This window comes from Roseateles sp. GW821-FHT02E12 (assembly GCF_059421665.1).
In genome coordinates this window covers 367,797-384,721 of sequence record NZ_JBWKVK010000004.1, presented here as the reverse complement: position 1 = coordinate 384,721, position 16,925 = coordinate 367,797, and the positions used below count along the sequence as shown (strand labels likewise).

The 16,925-nt window shown below is 70.0% G+C and carries 13 protein-coding genes; 4 read left to right on the top strand and 9 right to left on the bottom strand.

Going from position 1 to position 16,925, the window contains the following annotated elements; all coding sequences use genetic code 11:
* Positions 1-2: 2 nt before the first annotated feature.
* Positions 3-815 carry a phosphonate ABC transporter, permease protein PhnE gene (gene phnE, locus AC07V5_RS24510; RefSeq protein ID WP_495118340.1) on the top strand — a complete coding sequence of 271 codons (813 nt, stop codon included), beginning with the start codon at positions 3-5 and terminating at the stop codon, positions 813-815.
* Here phnE and AC07V5_RS24505 read toward each other — a convergent pair.
* From AC07V5_RS24505 to AC07V5_RS24475, 7 genes are all read right to left on the bottom strand, one after another.
* Complete coding sequence (locus AC07V5_RS24505) at positions 812-2,644, bottom strand: right-handed parallel beta-helix repeat-containing protein (protein WP_495118339.1); 1,833 nt, start codon at positions 2,642-2,644, stop codon at positions 812-814. The genes phnE and AC07V5_RS24505 overlap by 4 nt on opposite strands.
* A gap of 112 nt (positions 2,645-2,756) precedes the next feature.
* On the bottom strand, positions 2,757-3,638 hold the full coding sequence (locus AC07V5_RS24500) for a DMT family transporter (protein WP_495118338.1): 882 nt from the start codon (positions 3,636-3,638) through the stop codon (positions 2,757-2,759).
* Positions 3,635-4,123: a methylated-DNA--[protein]-cysteine S-methyltransferase gene (locus tag AC07V5_RS24495; protein ID WP_495118337.1), complete on the bottom strand. Its 489-nt coding sequence runs from the start codon at positions 4,121-4,123 to the stop codon at positions 3,635-3,637. The genes AC07V5_RS24500 and AC07V5_RS24495 overlap by 4 nt, the downstream gene beginning before the upstream one ends.
* Positions 4,120-5,571 carry an Ada metal-binding domain-containing protein gene (locus AC07V5_RS24490; RefSeq protein WP_495118336.1) on the bottom strand — a complete coding sequence of 484 codons (1,452 nt, stop codon included), beginning with the start codon at positions 5,569-5,571 and terminating at the stop codon, positions 4,120-4,122. Before AC07V5_RS24490 ends, AC07V5_RS24495 begins: the two co-directional genes overlap by 4 nt.
* 63 nt (positions 5,572-5,634) lie before the next feature.
* Positions 5,635-6,384, bottom strand: a complete 750-nt coding sequence (locus AC07V5_RS24485; RefSeq protein WP_495118335.1) for a substrate-binding periplasmic protein — start codon at positions 6,382-6,384, stop codon at positions 5,635-5,637.
* A 48-nt stretch (positions 6,385-6,432) separates the two neighbouring features.
* Positions 6,433-7,206 (bottom strand): LytR/AlgR family response regulator transcription factor, encoded by a 774-nt coding sequence (locus tag AC07V5_RS24480; RefSeq protein ID WP_495118334.1) that lies wholly within the window; start codon positions 7,204-7,206, stop codon positions 6,433-6,435.
* Positions 7,203-8,333 (bottom strand): sensor histidine kinase, encoded by a 1,131-nt coding sequence (locus tag AC07V5_RS24475; protein ID WP_495118333.1) that lies wholly within the window; start codon positions 8,331-8,333, stop codon positions 7,203-7,205. The genes AC07V5_RS24480 and AC07V5_RS24475 overlap by 4 nt, the downstream gene beginning before the upstream one ends.
* Before the next feature lie 137 nt (positions 8,334-8,470).
* Between AC07V5_RS24475 and AC07V5_RS24470 the strand changes: the two genes are divergently transcribed.
* The 3 genes from AC07V5_RS24470 to AC07V5_RS24460 are packed head-to-tail and all read left to right on the top strand — an operon-like array spanning position 8,471 to position 14,155.
* Positions 8,471-9,868 (top strand): phosphomannomutase/phosphoglucomutase, encoded by a 1,398-nt coding sequence (locus AC07V5_RS24470; RefSeq protein WP_495118332.1) that lies wholly within the window; start codon positions 8,471-8,473, stop codon positions 9,866-9,868.
* Positions 9,852-11,156 (top strand): 3-deoxy-D-manno-octulosonic acid transferase, encoded by a 1,305-nt coding sequence (locus AC07V5_RS24465; RefSeq protein WP_495118331.1) that lies wholly within the window; start codon positions 9,852-9,854, stop codon positions 11,154-11,156. Before AC07V5_RS24470 ends, AC07V5_RS24465 begins: the two co-directional genes overlap by 17 nt.
* Entirely contained in the window at positions 11,153-14,155 is a 3,003-nt protein-coding gene (locus AC07V5_RS24460) for a fused MFS/spermidine synthase (RefSeq protein WP_495118330.1), read from the top strand. Before AC07V5_RS24465 ends, AC07V5_RS24460 begins: the two co-directional genes overlap by 4 nt.
* Here the strand turns inward: AC07V5_RS24460 and AC07V5_RS24455 are convergent.
* The gene (locus tag AC07V5_RS24455) at positions 14,145-15,482 is read right to left on the bottom strand and encodes a serine hydrolase (protein ID WP_495118794.1); all 1,338 of its coding nucleotides are present in this window, start codon (positions 15,480-15,482) and stop codon (positions 14,145-14,147) included. The two genes, AC07V5_RS24460 and AC07V5_RS24455, sit on opposite strands and share 11 nt — an antisense overlap.
* A 25-nt stretch (positions 15,483-15,507) precedes the next feature.
* A complete protein-coding gene (locus AC07V5_RS24450; RefSeq protein ID WP_495118329.1) occupies positions 15,508-16,920 on the bottom strand; it encodes an efflux transporter outer membrane subunit in 1,413 nt (470 codons plus the stop codon).
* Positions 16,921-16,925 lie beyond the last annotated feature (5 nt).

Below are 16,925 nucleotides of genomic sequence, written 5' to 3'. Positions count from 1 at the left end.
CCATGCGCAAGAGTGCCGCCAACCGTCCCTACCGCCTGCCGCCGCCGCTGTTCGACGCGCGCAGCCGCGCGGCCTGGCTGGTGTTGGGCGTGCTGGCCCTCGTCATCGCCAGCTTTGCTTCGCTGGACCTCAAGCTGAGCAGCTTCCTGTCGGCCGAATCGCTGGCCAGCATGGGGCGCTTCCTGGGCGAATTCGTGCCACCCGACCTGAGCCCGGCCTTCGTCGCCCGTGTGGCCCTGGGCGCGTGGGAGACGCTGGCCATGTCCGCCCTGGGCACGCTGCTGGCGGCGCTGGCGGGCATGCTGATGGCCTTGCCCGCCAGCCGGCTGCAAGGCCCCGCCCGTGGCGGTGTGCGACTGCTGCTGAACGCGCTGCGCTCGGTGCCCGAGTTGGTGTGGGCGTCCATGCTGCTTATCAGCGCGGGCTTGGGGCCGTTCGCCGGCACGCTGGCCCTGGCCATCCACACCAGCGGCGTGCTGGGGCGGCTGTTTGCGGAAGCGCTCGAGAACGCCCCGCCTGGCCCCGGCGCCGCCTTGCGAGCCCAAGGTGCCGGCACGGTGCGCGTGTTCCTGTACGCCACGCTGCCCCAGGTGCTGCCGCAGCTGATGAGCTACACGCTGTACCGCTGGGAGAACAACATCCGCGCCGCGGCCGTGCTGGGCGTCGTCGGCGCCGGCGGCCTGGGGCAGTTGCTGATGTTCCACATGGGCCTGTTCCAGATGAACAAGACGGCCACGGTGCTCATGGCCATGCTCGTCCTCGTGGCTCTGGTGGACGGTGCGAGCTTTGCGCTGCGCCGCTGGCTGACGCGCTAGCGCAGCGCGCCGGGCAGATGGCTGGGCTCCGTCCAGCCCAGCAGCTTGCGCAGCGGCTCGGCCACCGGCAGCGGCTGCACGCCCTCGGGCACGCGAGCGAGCTCGAAGCGGCGCAGCTCCAAGCTGCGGAAGACGGCACCCTCGTACGACGTCAGCGCCCTGCCCTTGGCTTCCACGCCAGGCACGGCTTGCCGGAAATCGTCGAGGCTGGCGAACTGCGCCTGGCAGGGCGTGCCCGGCACCGGCGCCCAGTTGACCAGGGGCTGGCCGCCGCCGGATCGCACGTAGACGTTGCCATCGACCCGCTCCACCATCGGTTGCGTGACCTTGCCGCAGGTAACGGGCGCCTGCTCGATGCGCAGCAGCGGCCCCTTCAGCGCGGCATCGGCCACCAGCAGGTTGCCCTCGAAGACATGGCCCACGCGCTCGTTCACGTCCGGCCCCGTCTGCGGGTGCCAGCCGAAGTGGTCGCCCTGGGCGCTGCGCTCGTTGCGGTCGACCAGTACCGGCGAATTGACGAAGGTGTTGTGCAGCACCTTGGCGCCCGCGCTGTTCAGCACGCGGATGCCCTGCTGGTTGTTCACGAACACATTGCCCGCAACCGTCACGCCCTTGGAGATCTCGAAGAAGAGGCCCGCCTGCGTGCCCTCGACGTAGTTGTTGATGAACACACCATCGACGTTGCCCACGTCGTACCAGACGCCGTTGGAATGCGGCTGCTCGATGATGAGGTTGTCGCGCACAACGACGCGGTAAGACTGGTTGAAGATCTTCACCGCAGACGGGTAGTAGCCGGTCAGACGCTCGACGTTGTTGCGGCGGACGATATTGCGCTCCAGCAGCACGTCGGACGAGCCGATGACATAAATGCCTTCGGTGCTGGTGTCGCTGACCAGCGAGTTGCGGATGACGAGCTTGTCGCCGCGGAAATAGCCGGCCACGCGCGAGCAGTGGCTGATGGTGACGTTCTCCAGCAGCGTGCCCACCACCTCCTTGCCATGGTTGCCCTCAGCCGAAGGGCCAACGGGGTCGTCGGTGGGCTCTTCGGACACCAGCGTCGAGGGCTTCTTGCCTTCGATGTCGATGGCGCGGTAGGCGTACTGCGTGAAGGTGATGCCGCGCAGCGTCGGTCCCCGGCGGTCCGAGGCCTTGCCGTGCACGGCGCGCGAGGGGCGATGCAGCGCGATGTCGTGCGCCGTGATCTCGACCAGCTTGCCGGCCGGGTTCACGCCGATGTAGACATGCCCCTTCGCGTAGTCGACGTAGTAGCCCTTGGCTCCCATCTCACCCGCCCAGCCGGCGGACTGAAGCGGCTCGCCGTCGATGAAGACCATGTCGTTGTTGAAGCGGTGCAGCGGCGTCAGAGCACCTTCGCGGTCGGGCTGCCACCAGTCCATGGGCTGGGCGGGGAACAGCGTCGCCCATTTCGTTCGCCAGACGTTGTTGCCCAGGCTCTGCCACTCGGTGGCCACGCGTGTGCCCTTGAGCACCGGGGTTTCATCCAGATAGGGCTGGATGGTGATGCCCTGGTTGAGCTGCAGCCCGCCGGTGCGATAGGTGCCGCCGCGCATGACGATGGCGTCGCCCGTGACGACGCGCGTGATCGCCGTCTCGATGGAGGTGGGCTCGGTGATCGAAGCACCGGAGGCTTCCGCCTTGCCGTCAGGCGCCACGAAGTAGACATGCGGCGCCTTGGGCACCGCGTAGCGCTGCGGCACCGGGCCGTAGGGGCCGCCCGAGGGCTGGGCGATGGCGGCCGGAGCCAGCAGTTGCGAGGCCAGCAGGCCGAGGGCGCCGGCCCAGCGGCGCAGAAGGAACGAGGTCGTCATGCAGTCTCCAGGCGCACAAAGGTAGCGCTACCAAATATTGTGGGCCGCACGCTACCACCATTTGCGCCGACCGCCGAGGCGGCCTGCAATTCCCTGCGATTCCGCCGCGACCTCAGCGCGCTTTCGGCCCCACCAACCCGAGCGCCAGCGCAATCCCCACCAGCACGACGGCACCGCCCGCCACCATCTGCGCCGTGACGGCCTCATGCAGGAACAGCGCGCCCCACAGGATGGCGAACAACGGGATCAGGAAGGTGACGGACACCGCGTTCGTCGGCCCCACGCGGCTCATCAGCCGGAAGTAGAGGATGTAGGCCAGGGCCGTGCACAGGGCCGCCAGCGCCAGCGCGCTGCCCCAGGCCACGCCGCCAGGCATGGCCGCGGGCCACAGCCACGCGGCCGGCAGCGCCAGCAGCAGCGCGGCGGCGAACTGGCTGCCGGTTGCCACGGTCAGCGCCGGCACGCCGGCGAGGTAGCGCTTGGTTGCGTTCGCGGCAACGCCGTAGCAGAAGGTGGCTGTTGCGCAGGCCAGCACGGCCCAGAACCCGCTGTGGTCGGCACCGGGCTTGAAGCTGGCCTTGTCCCAGGCCAGGAAGGCCACGCCGGCAAAGCCGATCACCAGGCCCAGCACGCGCAGCGGCGTCAGCCCCTGGCGCAGCCAGACGAAGGCGACGATGGCCGTCCACAGCGGCGTCGTCGCGTTGACGATGCTGGACAGACCCGCCGTGATGGACAGGGCCGCGAACGAGAACAGCGCGAAGGGGATGGCACTGTTCAGCGCGCCGACGAGCAGCAGCCCCTTCCAATGCGTTCGCAGGTCTGACAGCTGGCCGCGCGAAGCCAGCAGCGGAATCAGCATGACGCTGGCCAGGCCAACGCGTACCGCCGCAAGCGCGATCGGGCCGAACTCGTGGGCCCCGAGGCGCATGAACAAAAAGGACGCGCCCCAGAGCGCGGCGAGCAGCACCAGCTCGCCGATGTCGAAAGCCTTCATGCCGTCGCGCCTTCCAGGGTGAGCAAGGCCTGCTTGCGCTCCAGCCCGCCGGCGTAGCCGGTCAGCGAGCCGTCGGCGCCGACGACGCGATGGCAGGGGATGAGAATGGAGATCGGATTGCGGCCGACCGCAGCGCCCAGCGCCCGCGCGGCCTGGGCACGGCCGAGGCGCTCGGCCAGATGGCCATAGGTGTCGGGCGTTCCGGGTGCGATGGTCAGCAAGGCCTGCCAGACCTCGCGCTGGAAGGCCGTGCCGGCCGGGTCCAGCGGCGGCAACTTGAAGGGCTTGCCACTGAAGTAGGCGGCGAGCGCCGTGGCGGTGGCGGTTAGCACGGCGTCGCTGCCGTCATCCTCGGGAACGTCGAGCGCGCCGGGGTGGTGCTTCTGATCGTCGAACCACAGGCCCGACAGGCCCGTCGCACTGCGCGCCGCTGTCAGCGGGCCAAGGGGCGTCGCAATGCGGCGCTGCAGGATGTGATGACTCATGAATGTCTCCAGAGATGAAGTACGGCGTAGCTGCGATAGGGGCGATAGTGCTCCGCGGCTTCGAGATAGGCCTTGGGGGACAGCAACGGGCCGTCGCCACTCAGGGTCTTGCGCAGCACGACGTCGCCGGGTGGGAAGGCATCGGGCCAGCTCCAGCCGCGCATCAGCATGTAGCCGGCCGTCCAGGGGCCGATGCCGGGGATGGCCGTCAGCTCCTCGGCAGCGGCCTCCGGCGTGCCTTCGCGGCGCGCAAAGGCCAGCGTCGGCCAGGCCTGGCCCAGCGCGATGAGGCTGTCGGCGCGCCGGCCGATGATGCCCAGCGACGCGATGTCGTCGCGCGTTGCGGCGGCGATGCGCTCTGGCGTCGGGAACAGGCGCTGGCAGCCTTCGGGCGAGTCGGGAAGCTCTTCGCCGAAGCGCTCGACGAAGCGGCCAGCGATCGTGCGTGCCGCGGCGACGGTGACCTGCTGACCCAGCACGGCACGCACCGTCAGCTCGAAGCGGTCCACGCAGCCAGGCAGGCGCTGGCCGGCCACGGCGCCCTCGCCCAACGCGGCGGCAATCGCCTGCGGGTCGGCGTCCAGGTCCAGCCAGCGCCGCAGCAGCGGCAGCAGCGAACCGACGGCCGGCCACAGCGCCGCGGACAGCTCGACACCCACCTCGCCCGCCTTGTCGAAACTCACACGCATCCAGCCGGCATGGCGCTGGCCGGCGTGGGTCAGGGCCAGCGTGCGCGTGACGCAGTTGCCCTCCACTTTCTCGACCCCGGCGATGGCACGCGGTGCGAGGAAGGCCAGCACACCGGCTACGTCATACGGCTCGCGGTAGCTCAAACGCAGCCGCGACGCCGGCCCGGCCCCGCTGCCCTCGCGCCCAACACGACGCAGGGTCGTGGGCTGCAGCCGGTAGTGCTCGATGAAGGCCGCGTTGAAACGGCGCAGGCTGGCAAAGCCGGCTGCGTAGGCCACCTCCTGGACGGGCAGCGTGCTGTCGGTCAGCAGGGCCTTGGCCAGCAGCAGGCGGCGTGTCTGCAGGTATTGCAGCGGCGAGACGCCATGCTCGGTCTGGAAGATGCGGCGCAGGTGGCGGCTCGTGATGCCCAGGTGCGTTGCCAGGCCTTCGACGCTGGCCTCGGCGTCGTCGCAGGCATCCAGCCAGGCGGCGGCCTGCTGGGCCAGCGTGCGCGAGGCGTCCATCGTCGTCCAGGCCAGCGGCCGCGGCGCCAGCTCGGGCCGGCATTTCATGCACGGGCGAAAGCGCTCGGCCTCGGCCTGCGCGGCCGTCGAGAAGAAGCGGCAGTTCTCGCGCCGCGGCAGCCGCACGCGGCAGACGGGGCGGCAGTAGATGCCCGTCGACGTGACGCCGACGTAGAGCCGCCCGTCGAAGCGCGCGTCGTGCGACTGCAGCACGGCGTAGGCGGCGTCGGGGGGCAGGAGTTCGGATGACATGCAGCCAGTCTAGGCCGGGGCCCTGCCAGATCCTGGCAGTTTCCGGACATGCCAGCAGCGGCCCTAGTCGTCAAAGAAAGCGTCGGGGTGGCGTTTCTTCAACTGGGCGACGAAACCGTTGTCGACAAGCTGCTGGTAGGCCGCCATCAGGCGACGCCGGACGTCGTCGGGCATGGCCGGGCCGGCAACGGCGTAGAGGTCGAGGTGGATGTCCAGCACGGTGCTGCGCAACTGCATCGACGCCTGCTGCTGGGCCAGCAGGGTGCGCAGGACCGGTTCGGGGCCGATGACGACGTCGACCAAGCCACGCCGCAGCAGGGCGAGCAGCTCGGGATAGTCCTTGCCTTCGATGACGTTCGGCATGCCGATGGTCGTCAGCAGCTCACGGCTGGCCGAGGCCCGCATAGAGCCGATGCGCCGCGTTCGCAGCGCCTCGATGTGGGCGGGCATGGTGCCGTCCTCGGAGCGGCTGAAAATCGCGAAGCGGAAGTTCCCGACCGGGAACAGCCACTGGAAGCGGGCCTCGCGGTCTGGCGAGCGTGCCACGACGAGGCCGGCATGCGCCTGGCGGCTCAGCAGCATGCGCATCGCGCGTGCCCAGGGGTAGAAGTGCAGTTCGACCGTCAGTTCGGCCTGCTTGCAAACGCGCTGATAGAGCTCGAACGCATAGCCCTCGGGGCCCTTGGCGCCCCGCGACAAATAGGGCGGCACCTCACCGCTGACCCAGATCAACTGCCCATCGTCGCCTGCATGGGTTCGACCCGCGGCCAGCAGGCTGGCGAGAGTCAGGGTGACGCTGCGGCGCGAGAGCATGTCCGGGTGCCTTTCAAGCACCCTGACTCTAGCCGCACCGCGTGACGCCTACATCGCCTTGAATAGATGGACGTAGGCGCGGCTGACGGGCAGCTCGTTGCCCTTGCCGCGAATGCGCACGAAAAGCCGGCTCTGGTCATCGCGGCGCGTGCCGGCGAGGTGGTCGAGGTTGATGATGGTGGAGCGGTGAATCTGCCAGAAGCGCTCGGGGTCGAGCTGGCCGGCCAGCTCGAAGATGGGTGTGCGGATCAGGTGCTCGGCGGTCGCCGTCTGCACGATGGTGTACTTGTCGTCGGCGTGGAAGAACAGCACCTCGTCGACCGGCACCTGGTGCATCAGCTCGCCCTGGGCCGCGCGGATGTAGCGCAGGCGGGCAGGTGCCCCGCCGGCGGCCGCGGGCAGCAGGCGCTTGAGCGTCTCCGCCAGCGCCTCGTCACCACTGCTGTTGCTGCCGGCGGCGGGCTCGGCGCGCAGGCGCTCCACGCAGCGGGCCAGGCGGTCGGCCTTCAGCGGCTTGAGCAGATAGTCCACGGCGCGCGCCTCGAAGGCATCGATGGCGTACTGGTCGTAGGCCGTCACGAAGACGACGCGCGTCGTGCCCTCGATGCCCTGCGCCACCTCCAGGCCGGTCAGGCCGGGCATCTGGATGTCGAGGAAGGCGATGTCGGGTTCCAGCTCGGCGATGGCCTCGGCGGCCTCGATGCCGTGGGCGGCGACCTTGACGATCTGCAGCTCGGGCCAGGCCTGTGCCAGTTGGGCCTTGAGGTACTGGGCCAGGTGGGGTTCGTCGTCGGCGATCAGCGCAGTGGGGGCGGTGGTCATGGCGAGGTGTGTTGTGAAGGGATGTGGATGCGGGCCAGCGTGCCGCCGCCGTCACGCGGCAGCAGTTCCAGTGTGGCGGTGGGGCCCCAGCGGGCTTCCAGGCGGGCGCGGATGTTGGCGAGGGCGACGCCGTTGCCGCCGCGGCGCTTGGGAGCGTCCAGCCCCTGGCCGTCGTCCTCGACGTCAACGACGAGCCGGCCGGCTTCGCGACGGGCGCTGACGGCAATCTCGCCGCCGCTGATCTTGGGCTCCAGGCCGTGGTGGATGGCGTTCTCCACCAGCGGTTGCAAGAGCAGCGGCGGCAGCTCGAATCCGGCCAGCTCGGCCGGCAAGGCCAGGCGCACCCGCAGCCGCTCGCCCATGCGCAACTGCATCAGGCCGAGGTAGGCCTCCAGCATGGCGAACTCCTGGGTCAACGTCGTCGAATCGCCACGTAGCTGGCCCAGGCTGGCCCGCAGGTAGTCGGTGAAGCGCTCCAGCATCAGCTTGGCCCGTTCGGGGTCGAAGTCGATGAGGCTTTGCACGTTGGCCAGCGTGTTGAACAGGAAGTGCGGCTCGATTTGGCCCTGCAGCAGCCGCAGCTGCGCCTCGGTAACGCGAGCCTGCATGGCCTCCTGCTTCCAGCGGGCGCGGTAACGCAGGCCGATGAAGATGGAAATGATGGCCGAGATGACGAGGAACTCGGCCCAGAACGCCGGTTGCGTGAGCGCCTTGTTCCAGCTCTGCGTCAGCCAGATCCGGTCCACCGCCGCCAGGCCGATGACGACGCCGATGGCCGAGCAGGCGACCGAGACCGACGTGTAGAACAGGCCTGCGCGCCAGTCCCGCCAACCGACGATTGCGTCCAGCCAGCGCTGGGGCGCCAGCTTCTCGAAACCGCGAAAGATGAAGAAGAAGCACGCCGTCACGCAGGCGCTGACGAGCAGGTGGCCGGGCAGGTCTCCAGCCCACCAACGGGCCGCGCCCAATCGGCCGCTTTGCAGGCCGTGAAGCGTCGCGAAGAAGAAGCCGAAGAAGAGAAACCAGAGCAGGTAGATCAGCAGCCGCACGCGCAGCCGGTCCGGGCGGTGCTTCATCAGCACGCGCTGGTTGCGCAGGGCCTGGGTGAATTCCTCGGTGAAGCTCATGGGGCGCGAGTGTAGGAAGGCTCTGCGCCCTGCCCCATCAACGGGCGACGAATCGACAGCCAATGCGACAGATGGCTGGGCACACGCCGTGCCTACAATCCGCCGCGATTTCAAAACCCAGTATTCGAGGGCATTTCATGCAGGTTCACGCTTCCATCTTCAAGGCTTATGACATCCGTGGCGTCGTTGGCCAGACCTTGAACGAAGAGCTCGCAGAGCACCTGGGTCGCGCCTTCGGCACCGAGGCCAAGGCCCTCGGTGAAAAGGCTGTCGCGGTGGGCCGTGACGGCCGCCTGTCGGGCCCCGGCCTGGTTGCAGCGCTCGTGCGTGGCCTGCGCTCCACCGGCCTCGACGTCGTCGACATCGGCGCCGTGACGACGCCCATGCTCTATTACGTCGCCGCCACGCGCAGCGCGCACGGCTGCAACTCCGGCATCATGGTCACGGGCAGCCACAACCCCAAGGACTACAACGGCTTCAAGATGGTGCTCAAGGGCGCCGCCGTCTACGGTGAGCAGATCCAGGGTCTGAAGCGCCGCATCGAGGCCGAGGACTATGCCAAGGGCAAGGGCCGCGTGGGCAAGATCGACATCGTGCCGGAGTACACCCACCGCGTCGTCACCGATTGCAAGCTGGCCCGCCCGATGAAGATCGTTGTCGACAGCGGCAACGGCATTCCCGGCGCCTCGGCCCCGGCCATCCTGCGCGCGCTGGGCTGCGAGGTCATCGACATCTTCTCCAAGGTCGACGGCGACTTCCCCAACCACCATCCGGACCCGAGCCGCCCCGAGAACCTGGAAGACCTGAAGCGCGTCGTCCACGCCACCGGCGCCGAGCTGGGCCTGGCCTTCGACGGTGACGGCGACCGCCTCGGCATCGTCACCAAGGACGGCGAAATGATCATGCCGGACCGCCAGATCATGCTCATCGCGGCCGACATCCTGAAGCGCCAGAAGGGCGCGCAGATCATCTTCGACGTGAAGTGCACGCAGCGCCTGGCGCCGTGGATCAAGAAGCACGGCGGCAAGCCGCTGATGTGGATGACCGGCCACTCGCTGGCCAAGGCCAAGCTGAAGGAAACCGGCGCACCGCTGGCCGGCGAGCTGTCGGGCCACATCTTCTTCAGCGAGCGCTGGTACGGCTTCGACGACGCGATGTACACCGCCGGCCGCATGCTAGAGATCCTGTCGCGCGCCAAGGATCCGAGCGCCGTGCTCAAGGCCCTGCCCAACAGCTTCAACACGCCAGAAATCAACGTGCCCTGCGCCGAAGGCGAGCACCACGAGGTCGTGAAGAAGCTCAAGGAACTGGTCACGCTGGCCGACTTCCCTGGCGCCAGCGAGCTGGTCACTATCGACGGCCTGCGCATCGAGTTCCCGGACGGTTTCGGCCTGATCCGCCCGTCCAACACGACGCCGGTGCTGGTGCTGCGCTTCGAAGGCCATACGCCCGAAGCGCTGGAACGCATCCAGCACGACGTGCTGGAACAGCTCAAGCGCGTGAAGCCGGACGCGACGTTTGCCGCTGGCCATTGAACCCGCCCGGTGGCTGTACGCCACCGCGTTGCGGCTGCTGACGCCGCTGTACCTGCTGCGCCTGTGGCGCCGCGGGGCCAAGGAACCGCTCTACCGGCATGCGCTCGGTGAGCGGTTCGGTTTCTTCACGGGCTCGACGGAACCTGGCCGGCTCTGGATCCACGCGGTGTCGCTGGGCGAGACGCGTGCCGCCAGCGCGCTGATCGACGCCTTGCGCTCCCGCGATCCCGGGCTGAGATTCCTGCTCACGCACTCGACCGCCACCGGCCGTGAAGCCGGCCAGGCCTTGCTGCGCGAGGGCGATGCCCAGGCCTTGCTGCGCGAGGGCGATGCCCAGGCCTGGTTGCCTTACGACACACCCGGCGCCGTGCGGCGCTTCCTGCGCCATTGGCAGCCGAAGATCGGCGTGCTGATGGAGACCGAGGTGTGGCCGACGCTGCAACGCGAGGCTGAGCGCGCCGGTGTGCCCATGGTGCTGGCCAACGCGCGCCTGTCCGAGAAGAGCCTGCGCCAGGGGCAGCGCCTGAGCGCGCTGATGCGCCCGGCGGCTCGCCGCATGACGCTGGCGCTGGCGCAGACCGAGGCCGATGCCCAGCGCATCCGAGCGATGGGCATGGCCCGCGTCGAGGTGGCCGGCAACCTGAAGTACGACATCGCGATGGACCCGGCGCTGATCGCCCGCGGCAAGGCCTGGTCTGAAGGAGTCGGGCGGCCCGTGCTAATGCTGGCCGTCAGCCGCGAGGGCGAGGAGCAGGCCTTGTTGGCCGAGTGGGTCAAGCAGCCCTCCCCGCGCCCGCTGCTGGCCATCGTGCCGCGTCACCCGCAGCGCTTCGACGAGATCGCCTCACTCATCGAAGGCGCCGGGCTGAAGCTCGCCCGCCGCAGCGGGTGGGCCGATGAGCCCCCTTCGGACGCGCTCGCCACCGATGTCTGGCTCGGCGATTCGATGCGCGAGATGCCGCTGTACTACGGCCTCGCCAGCGTCGCCCTGCTGGGCGGCAGCTTCGAGCCATTGGGCGGCCAGAACCTCATTGAGGCGGCGGCCTGCGGATGCCCGGTGCTGGCCGGCCCGCACACCTTCAACTTCGCCGAGGCGACGGAGCTGGCGCTGGCAGCCGGTGCCGCCGAGCGCTGCGCGTCACTGGCCGAGGCGGTCACACGCGGCCTGGCGCTTTGTGCCGACGGCGCCGCACGTGACGCGATGAGCACCCACGCCCTCGCCTTCTCCAACGCACACCGTGGCGCCGCGGCCCGCATGGCGGCCGCCCTGCTGACCGAAAGACGATGAACCGAACCGCCACGGCCCGCTGGGCCTTGCAGCTGCTGTTCGTCCTGTCGGGTTGTGCGGCGCTGATCTACCAGTCGCTGTGGTCGCACTACCTGGGTCTGACGCTGGGCCACGCGGCCTACGCGCAGACGCTGGTGCTGATGATGTTCATGGGCGGCATGGCCCTCGGCGCCTGGGTCGTCAGCCGCGTCACGCAGTCGCTGCGCCGGCCGGTCGCGGTCTACGCGGGCGCCGAGGCGCTGATCGGCGTCATGGGCCTGGCCTTTCACGCCGTGTTCGTCGCCTACAGCGACTACAGCCAGACGACCGTGCTGCCCGCGCTGGCCAGCGCGGGCGCGGCCAAGGCCTGGCAGTGGCTGAGTGCCGCCGCGCTGATCGCTCCTCAGACGGTGCTGCTAGGCGCAACCTTCCCGTTGATCGCCGCCGGCGTGCTGCGCCTGGATGGCAGCCAGCACGGTCGGACGCTGGGCGGGCTGTACTTCACCAACGGCATCGGCGCGGCGCTGGGCGCGCTGGTTGCGACCTTCGGCCTGTTGCCCGCACTCGGCATGCCTGGTGCGCTGAAGGTGGCCGGCTGGCTCAACCTGGTCGTAGCGGCAGCCAGCGTGGCGCTGAGTCTGGCGCTGCGCGAAGGCCAGGGCACGTCGCCCAAAGCCGCCACGCCCGCAACTTCCGGTGGCGGCCCGGGGCGCTTGCTGCCGACCCTGCTCGCGGCGACCTTCCTCTCCAGCGCCGCATCCTTTGCCTACGAGCTGGGCTGGGTGCGCATGCTCAACCAGGCCTTGGGCAGCAGCCTGCACAGCTTCGAGCTGATGCTGGCGGCCTTCATTGCCGGCCTGGCCATGGGTGGGCTGTGGGTGAGGCGGGTTGGCGACCGCATCAAGGACCTGGTGCGCTACGCCGGCTTCGTGCAGGTCGCCATGGGCGTGTGCGCGATGCTGTCGGTCGCGTTGCTGGGCAACGCCTACCACTGGGTGCCCATCATCCTGCACGCCCTGGCCAAGACCAACGCCGGCTACGCCCTCTACAACGTGGCGACGGCGGGCATCGCCCTGCTCATCATGGCGCCGGCCGCCTTCTTTGCCGGCATGACGCTGCCGCTGTTCACGGCGGCGCTGCTCAGGCGCGGTGCTGGCGAGCGCGCCGTCGGACAGGTCTATGCGGCCAACACGCTGGGCGCCATCCTCGGCGTACTCGTCGCGGCCCACGCGTTGATGCCGGCCATCGGCGTCAGCAGGACGCTGTTGCTGGCGGGGGCCGTGGATCTGGCCATCGGCCTGGCCCTGCTGCGCGCGCTGAGTCCGGGTCGCTGGGCGCCGGCCGTGCTGGCGGCTGCGGGCGCGGGCGCCGTCGTGCTGGGCGGCATGCTGCAGTGGGGGCTGCCGGACCGGCTGCTGCAGTCCGCCGGCGTGTTCCGCTACGGCAGAACCGACGTGAGCGGCCGCGAGCTGCTCTATTACCGCGACGGCGCCACGGCCAGCATCTCGGTCGTCAAGCAGCCCGGCGCAACCATCATCGCGACGAACGGGAAACCCGACGCAGGCCTGGCGCCGCCGACCCAGGCGGCCAGCCCCGACGAGGCCACGATGCTGATGCTGGCGGCCCTGCCGCTGGCGGTGCACCCGCAGCCCGACGACATCGCCGTCATCGGCTGGGGCTCGGGCCTGAGCACGCACACGCTGCTTGGCTCGCCGGTGCCCCGGCGGGTGGACAGCATCGAGATAGAGCGCGCGGTGTGGGAAGGCGCGAGGATGTTCGCGCCGCGCAATGCGCGTGCCTACACGGACCCACGCTCGCAGGTGCACCTCGAGGATGCCCGCGAGTTCTTCGCGCGTGGCCAGCGCCGCTACGACGTCGTCGTCTCCGAGCCGTCCAACCCCTGGGTCAGCGGCGTGGCCAGCCTGTTCACGCAGGAGTTCTACCGCGGCGTGAAGCGCAGCCTCAAGCCCGGCGGGATGCTGGTGCAATGGGTGCACAGCTACGAGATCTCGGACGCGCTGCTGGCCGAGATGATCGCCGCGCTGATCCAGGAGTTTCCGGGCAGCGAGATCTACGCTGCGAACCATGTCGACCTCACCATCCTCGCGCCGCGGGATGGCCTGCAGGCGCCCGGCGGAGCGCCTTGGCACTCGCCAGAGTTGGCGTCCGAGCTGAGGCGCGTCGGCCTCGCCTCACCGACCGATATGGCCATGCGCCGCATCGGCGGGCCGGCCGTGCTGCGCACCTACGTGCGCCTGCAGAACGCCACGCCGCATTCGGATTTCTTCCCAACTGTCTCGCTGTTCGCGCCCCAGCAACGCTTCCGCGGCGTACATGCCGACCTGCTGCAGCGCCTGGCGGCCGACGGCTTGCCGCTGCTGCCCGTACTGGACTGCCGTGCAATCCCGCCCGTGGCGCAGCCGGTAAGCACCAGCGCCTTCGCGCCGATGCTGAACCGCCAGCAGGCGGTGTGGGCCGCCGAGCGCTTCAGCGGCCGCGGCCCGGGCCAGCCGCGCGGCGAGGGCCTGACCCGCCTGGTCGACGCGCTGCGTCTGCAGCGCCAGCCCGGCACGCCGCTGGACAGTGAGGCCTTGATGGTCTACGCCGCCAACCTCGCCCAGGCCGTGCTCGCCCACCTGCCGGCCGCCGAGCAGCACGCGCTGTGGGACCCCGCCGCCTGGCGCCAGGCCCAGCCCGCGCTGCCGCCCGGTGTCGTCGAGCAACTGACCTTGTACGACGCCGTCGCGCGCCAGGACTGGCCGGTGGCCGAAAAATCCGCCGAGCGCCTGCTGAGCGGTGAGGTCGACCCCGCGCCCGCAGGGATCAAGGAGCAGGTGCTGGTGCTCAGCATACTGGCGGGCCTGGCACAGCGCCAACCGGATGCGGTGCTGAGCCGCGAGGTGCGCTGGGGCAGCCAGGTGCCGCCCGGCCCTCTGGCCGATGCACGGCACTTCCTGAAAGCCTGGGAAGACGGCCGCGAGCCCGTGTGCGCCGCTGCGGTCCGGCCGGTTACTCCCTGACGAAGCGCAGCTTGGCGCTGCCCTGGAACAGCGTCAGCGCCTTGGCATCGGCATCGAACTCGATCTCCAGCGGCGTGATCTTGGCGAAGAAGCGCCGTGGCACCTTCGCAAACAGCTCGAACTCGCCCTGCCCCGTCGCTTGCGCGAACAACTGCTGGCCATCCGCACGCACCGTCAGCTTGAACTGCGGGTTCAGCGCGTAGACGCCCGCCAGCGGCTGCAACTGCTCGGCCGCCATCGTGACGCTGGCCTGGCGCGTGGCCGACAGGTCGCGCAGGGGCACGCTGCCGTCGAGCGCATGCAAGGCCAGGTCACCAATCGGCACCTGGGCGTTGGCCAGCACGACGGTGGCACTGTTGCGTTGAGGGTCAAGCCACAGCGAACTGCTGAAGCCGCCCGTACCGCCATCGTGACTGAACAGCGTGCGGCCGTTCAACGGCGCCAGCAGCCAGGCCAGGCCGATGGGGTTGATCGGTGCCGGGCCCGCCGCGCGGCGCTGCAGGCACAGCGCGAAGGCCTCGCGCAACGGGTGCGCGTAGCCGCCCAGCGCCGCCTCGGCGTAGCGCAGCAGGCCGCGTGCCGAACCTAGCAAAGCGCCGGCACCGGCGGTCGGGCTCTGGAAATGCCAGGCCGATACCGGCCTGCCCTGCGCGTCGTGCCCCTGCAGCAGCGCCGGCCGGCCGAAGCCGAGGTGGTTCTGCAGGCCCAGCGGCTCCAGCACGCGGCGGGTCAGCAGCGTGGCGTAGTCGGTGCCGTGGCGCAGCGCCAGCGCATGGCCCAGCAGGCCGAAGCCGAGGTTGGAGTAGGCGTAGGCGCTGTCCCGCGCAACGCTGGGCTGCCAGCCCTTGAGGAACAGGCGCAGCGACGCCCAGTCGTAGTCGGCATAGGGGTCGTCGGGCTTGGCCGGCATCATGTTGGTGGCCAGCCGCGGCAGGCCGGAGCGGTGCGTGGCCAGGTCCACCCAGCGCAGCGGCTGGCCCTGGCTGTCGCGCAGCTTGAGACCGTCCGGCAAGGTGGCCTCGACGGCATCGTCCAGCTTGAGCTCACCGCGCACGACCGCATCAGCCAGCAGCAGCGCGGTGAAGGTCTTGGTGATGGAACCGATCTCGAAGACGCTGTCGGCGTCGGGCCGTGGGCCGGTTCTCGAGGCACCGGCGAACTCGGTCTTGCCGCCGCTCAGGCGGCCTGCGGCAAGCGCAACGCCGTCGTCCTTGAGCCGGGCCTCCAGCAGCTTCTGCAGCGCGGAGGCCTCAACTTGGGCCAGGGCGGGGATGGTGGCGCTGCCGGCGGCGGCCAGCAGGCAGTGACGTCGTGTGATGCGGTCCATAGCGGACCGCAGCATAACGATGCGATCAGCTGCCGGTGGGTGTCCAGCCGCCGCCCAGCGCCTTGACGAGCTGCGCCGTAGCCGCCCACTGGGCACCGCGCAGCTGCGCCAGCGCGCGCTCGGTCGCCAGCGGCGTGCGCTCGGCTTCGGTCACATCGAGGTAGCTGACGGCGCCCTTGTCGTAGCGGCTCTTGGCCACCGTCAGCGCCTGGCTGGCGGAGCTCAGCGTGCGGTTCTGCGCGTCCACCGTGGCGGCGCGGCCTTGCAGTTCTGCCAGCGCATCGTCCACCTCGCGCAGCGCCTGCAGCATGCGGCCGCGGAAGGTGGCCAGCGACTCGTCGACCTGGGCCTTGGCGCCCGCCAGGTTGGCCTTGTTGCGGCCGCCCTCGAACAGCGGCAGCGAGATGCTGGGGCCGATGTTGTAGAGCCGTGCCGGCGCGGAGATCAGCGAGTCCAGTTCCTTGCTCTGGTAGCCGAAGCTGCCGGTCAGGCGGATGGACGGGTAGAAGGCCGCTTCGGCGATGCCGACCTGCGCCGTGGCTGCGTGCAGTTGCTCCAGGCTCTGCGCTAGGTCCGGGCGGCGTTGCAGCAGCTCTGACGGCACGCCGGCGCGGATCTGCGGCGGTGCTGCCAGCGGTGAGGCCTGCAGCTTCAGCTCGGCGGCAGCCTGGCCGGTCAGCGCGGCGATCTGGTTCAGCAGCAGGGCCTGGCGGCGCGGCAGATCAGTGACGTCGGCGTCCGCGGCGGCGAGTTCGGCACGCACACGCTCCAGGTCCTGCGTCGTCGAGGAGCCGGCATCAAAGCGGGTCTGCGCAACCTTGAAGGCGTTGGCGCGGCTGTCGCGCACACGTTGCAGCGCGGAGGCTTCGTCGGCCAGCGCGCGCCACTGCCAGTATGCGGCGGCGACGTCGGCCGTCAGCGCGACGCGGGCGGCAGCGGCATCCAGCGACGAGGCGTCGAGCTGGGCTTGAGCCGCCTCGCCCTGGCGCTTCACGCGGCCCCAGAGGTCCAGCTCCCAGCCGATGGAGGCTTGCAGGCCGGTCTGGGTGCCATCGAAGGTGATGGCCTGGCCGCCCAGCACCGGCGTGGTGACGGACTTGGCCGACGTGCGCAGGTTGGTGACGCTGCCGCCAACGTCTACGCGCGGCAGCTCGTCGGCCTTGGTGGCGCCATAAACAGCACGGGCGCGCTGCACGCGGGCGGCGGCGGCGGCCAGCGTCGGGCTGGCCTGCAGGGCCTGCGCTTCCAGCGCGTTGAGCTGGGCGTCGCCAAACATCAGCCACCAGTCGCGCTGCAGCTCGGCGCCGGCCACGGGGGCGGTGGCGCGATAAGCGGCAGGGGCGTTGGCGACGGGCGCCTGGTAGTTGGGGCCCAGCGTCGTGCAGGCGGCAAGCGCGGCGGTGGCGACGAGGGTGAGGATGGTCTTGAGTTGGATCATGGTGA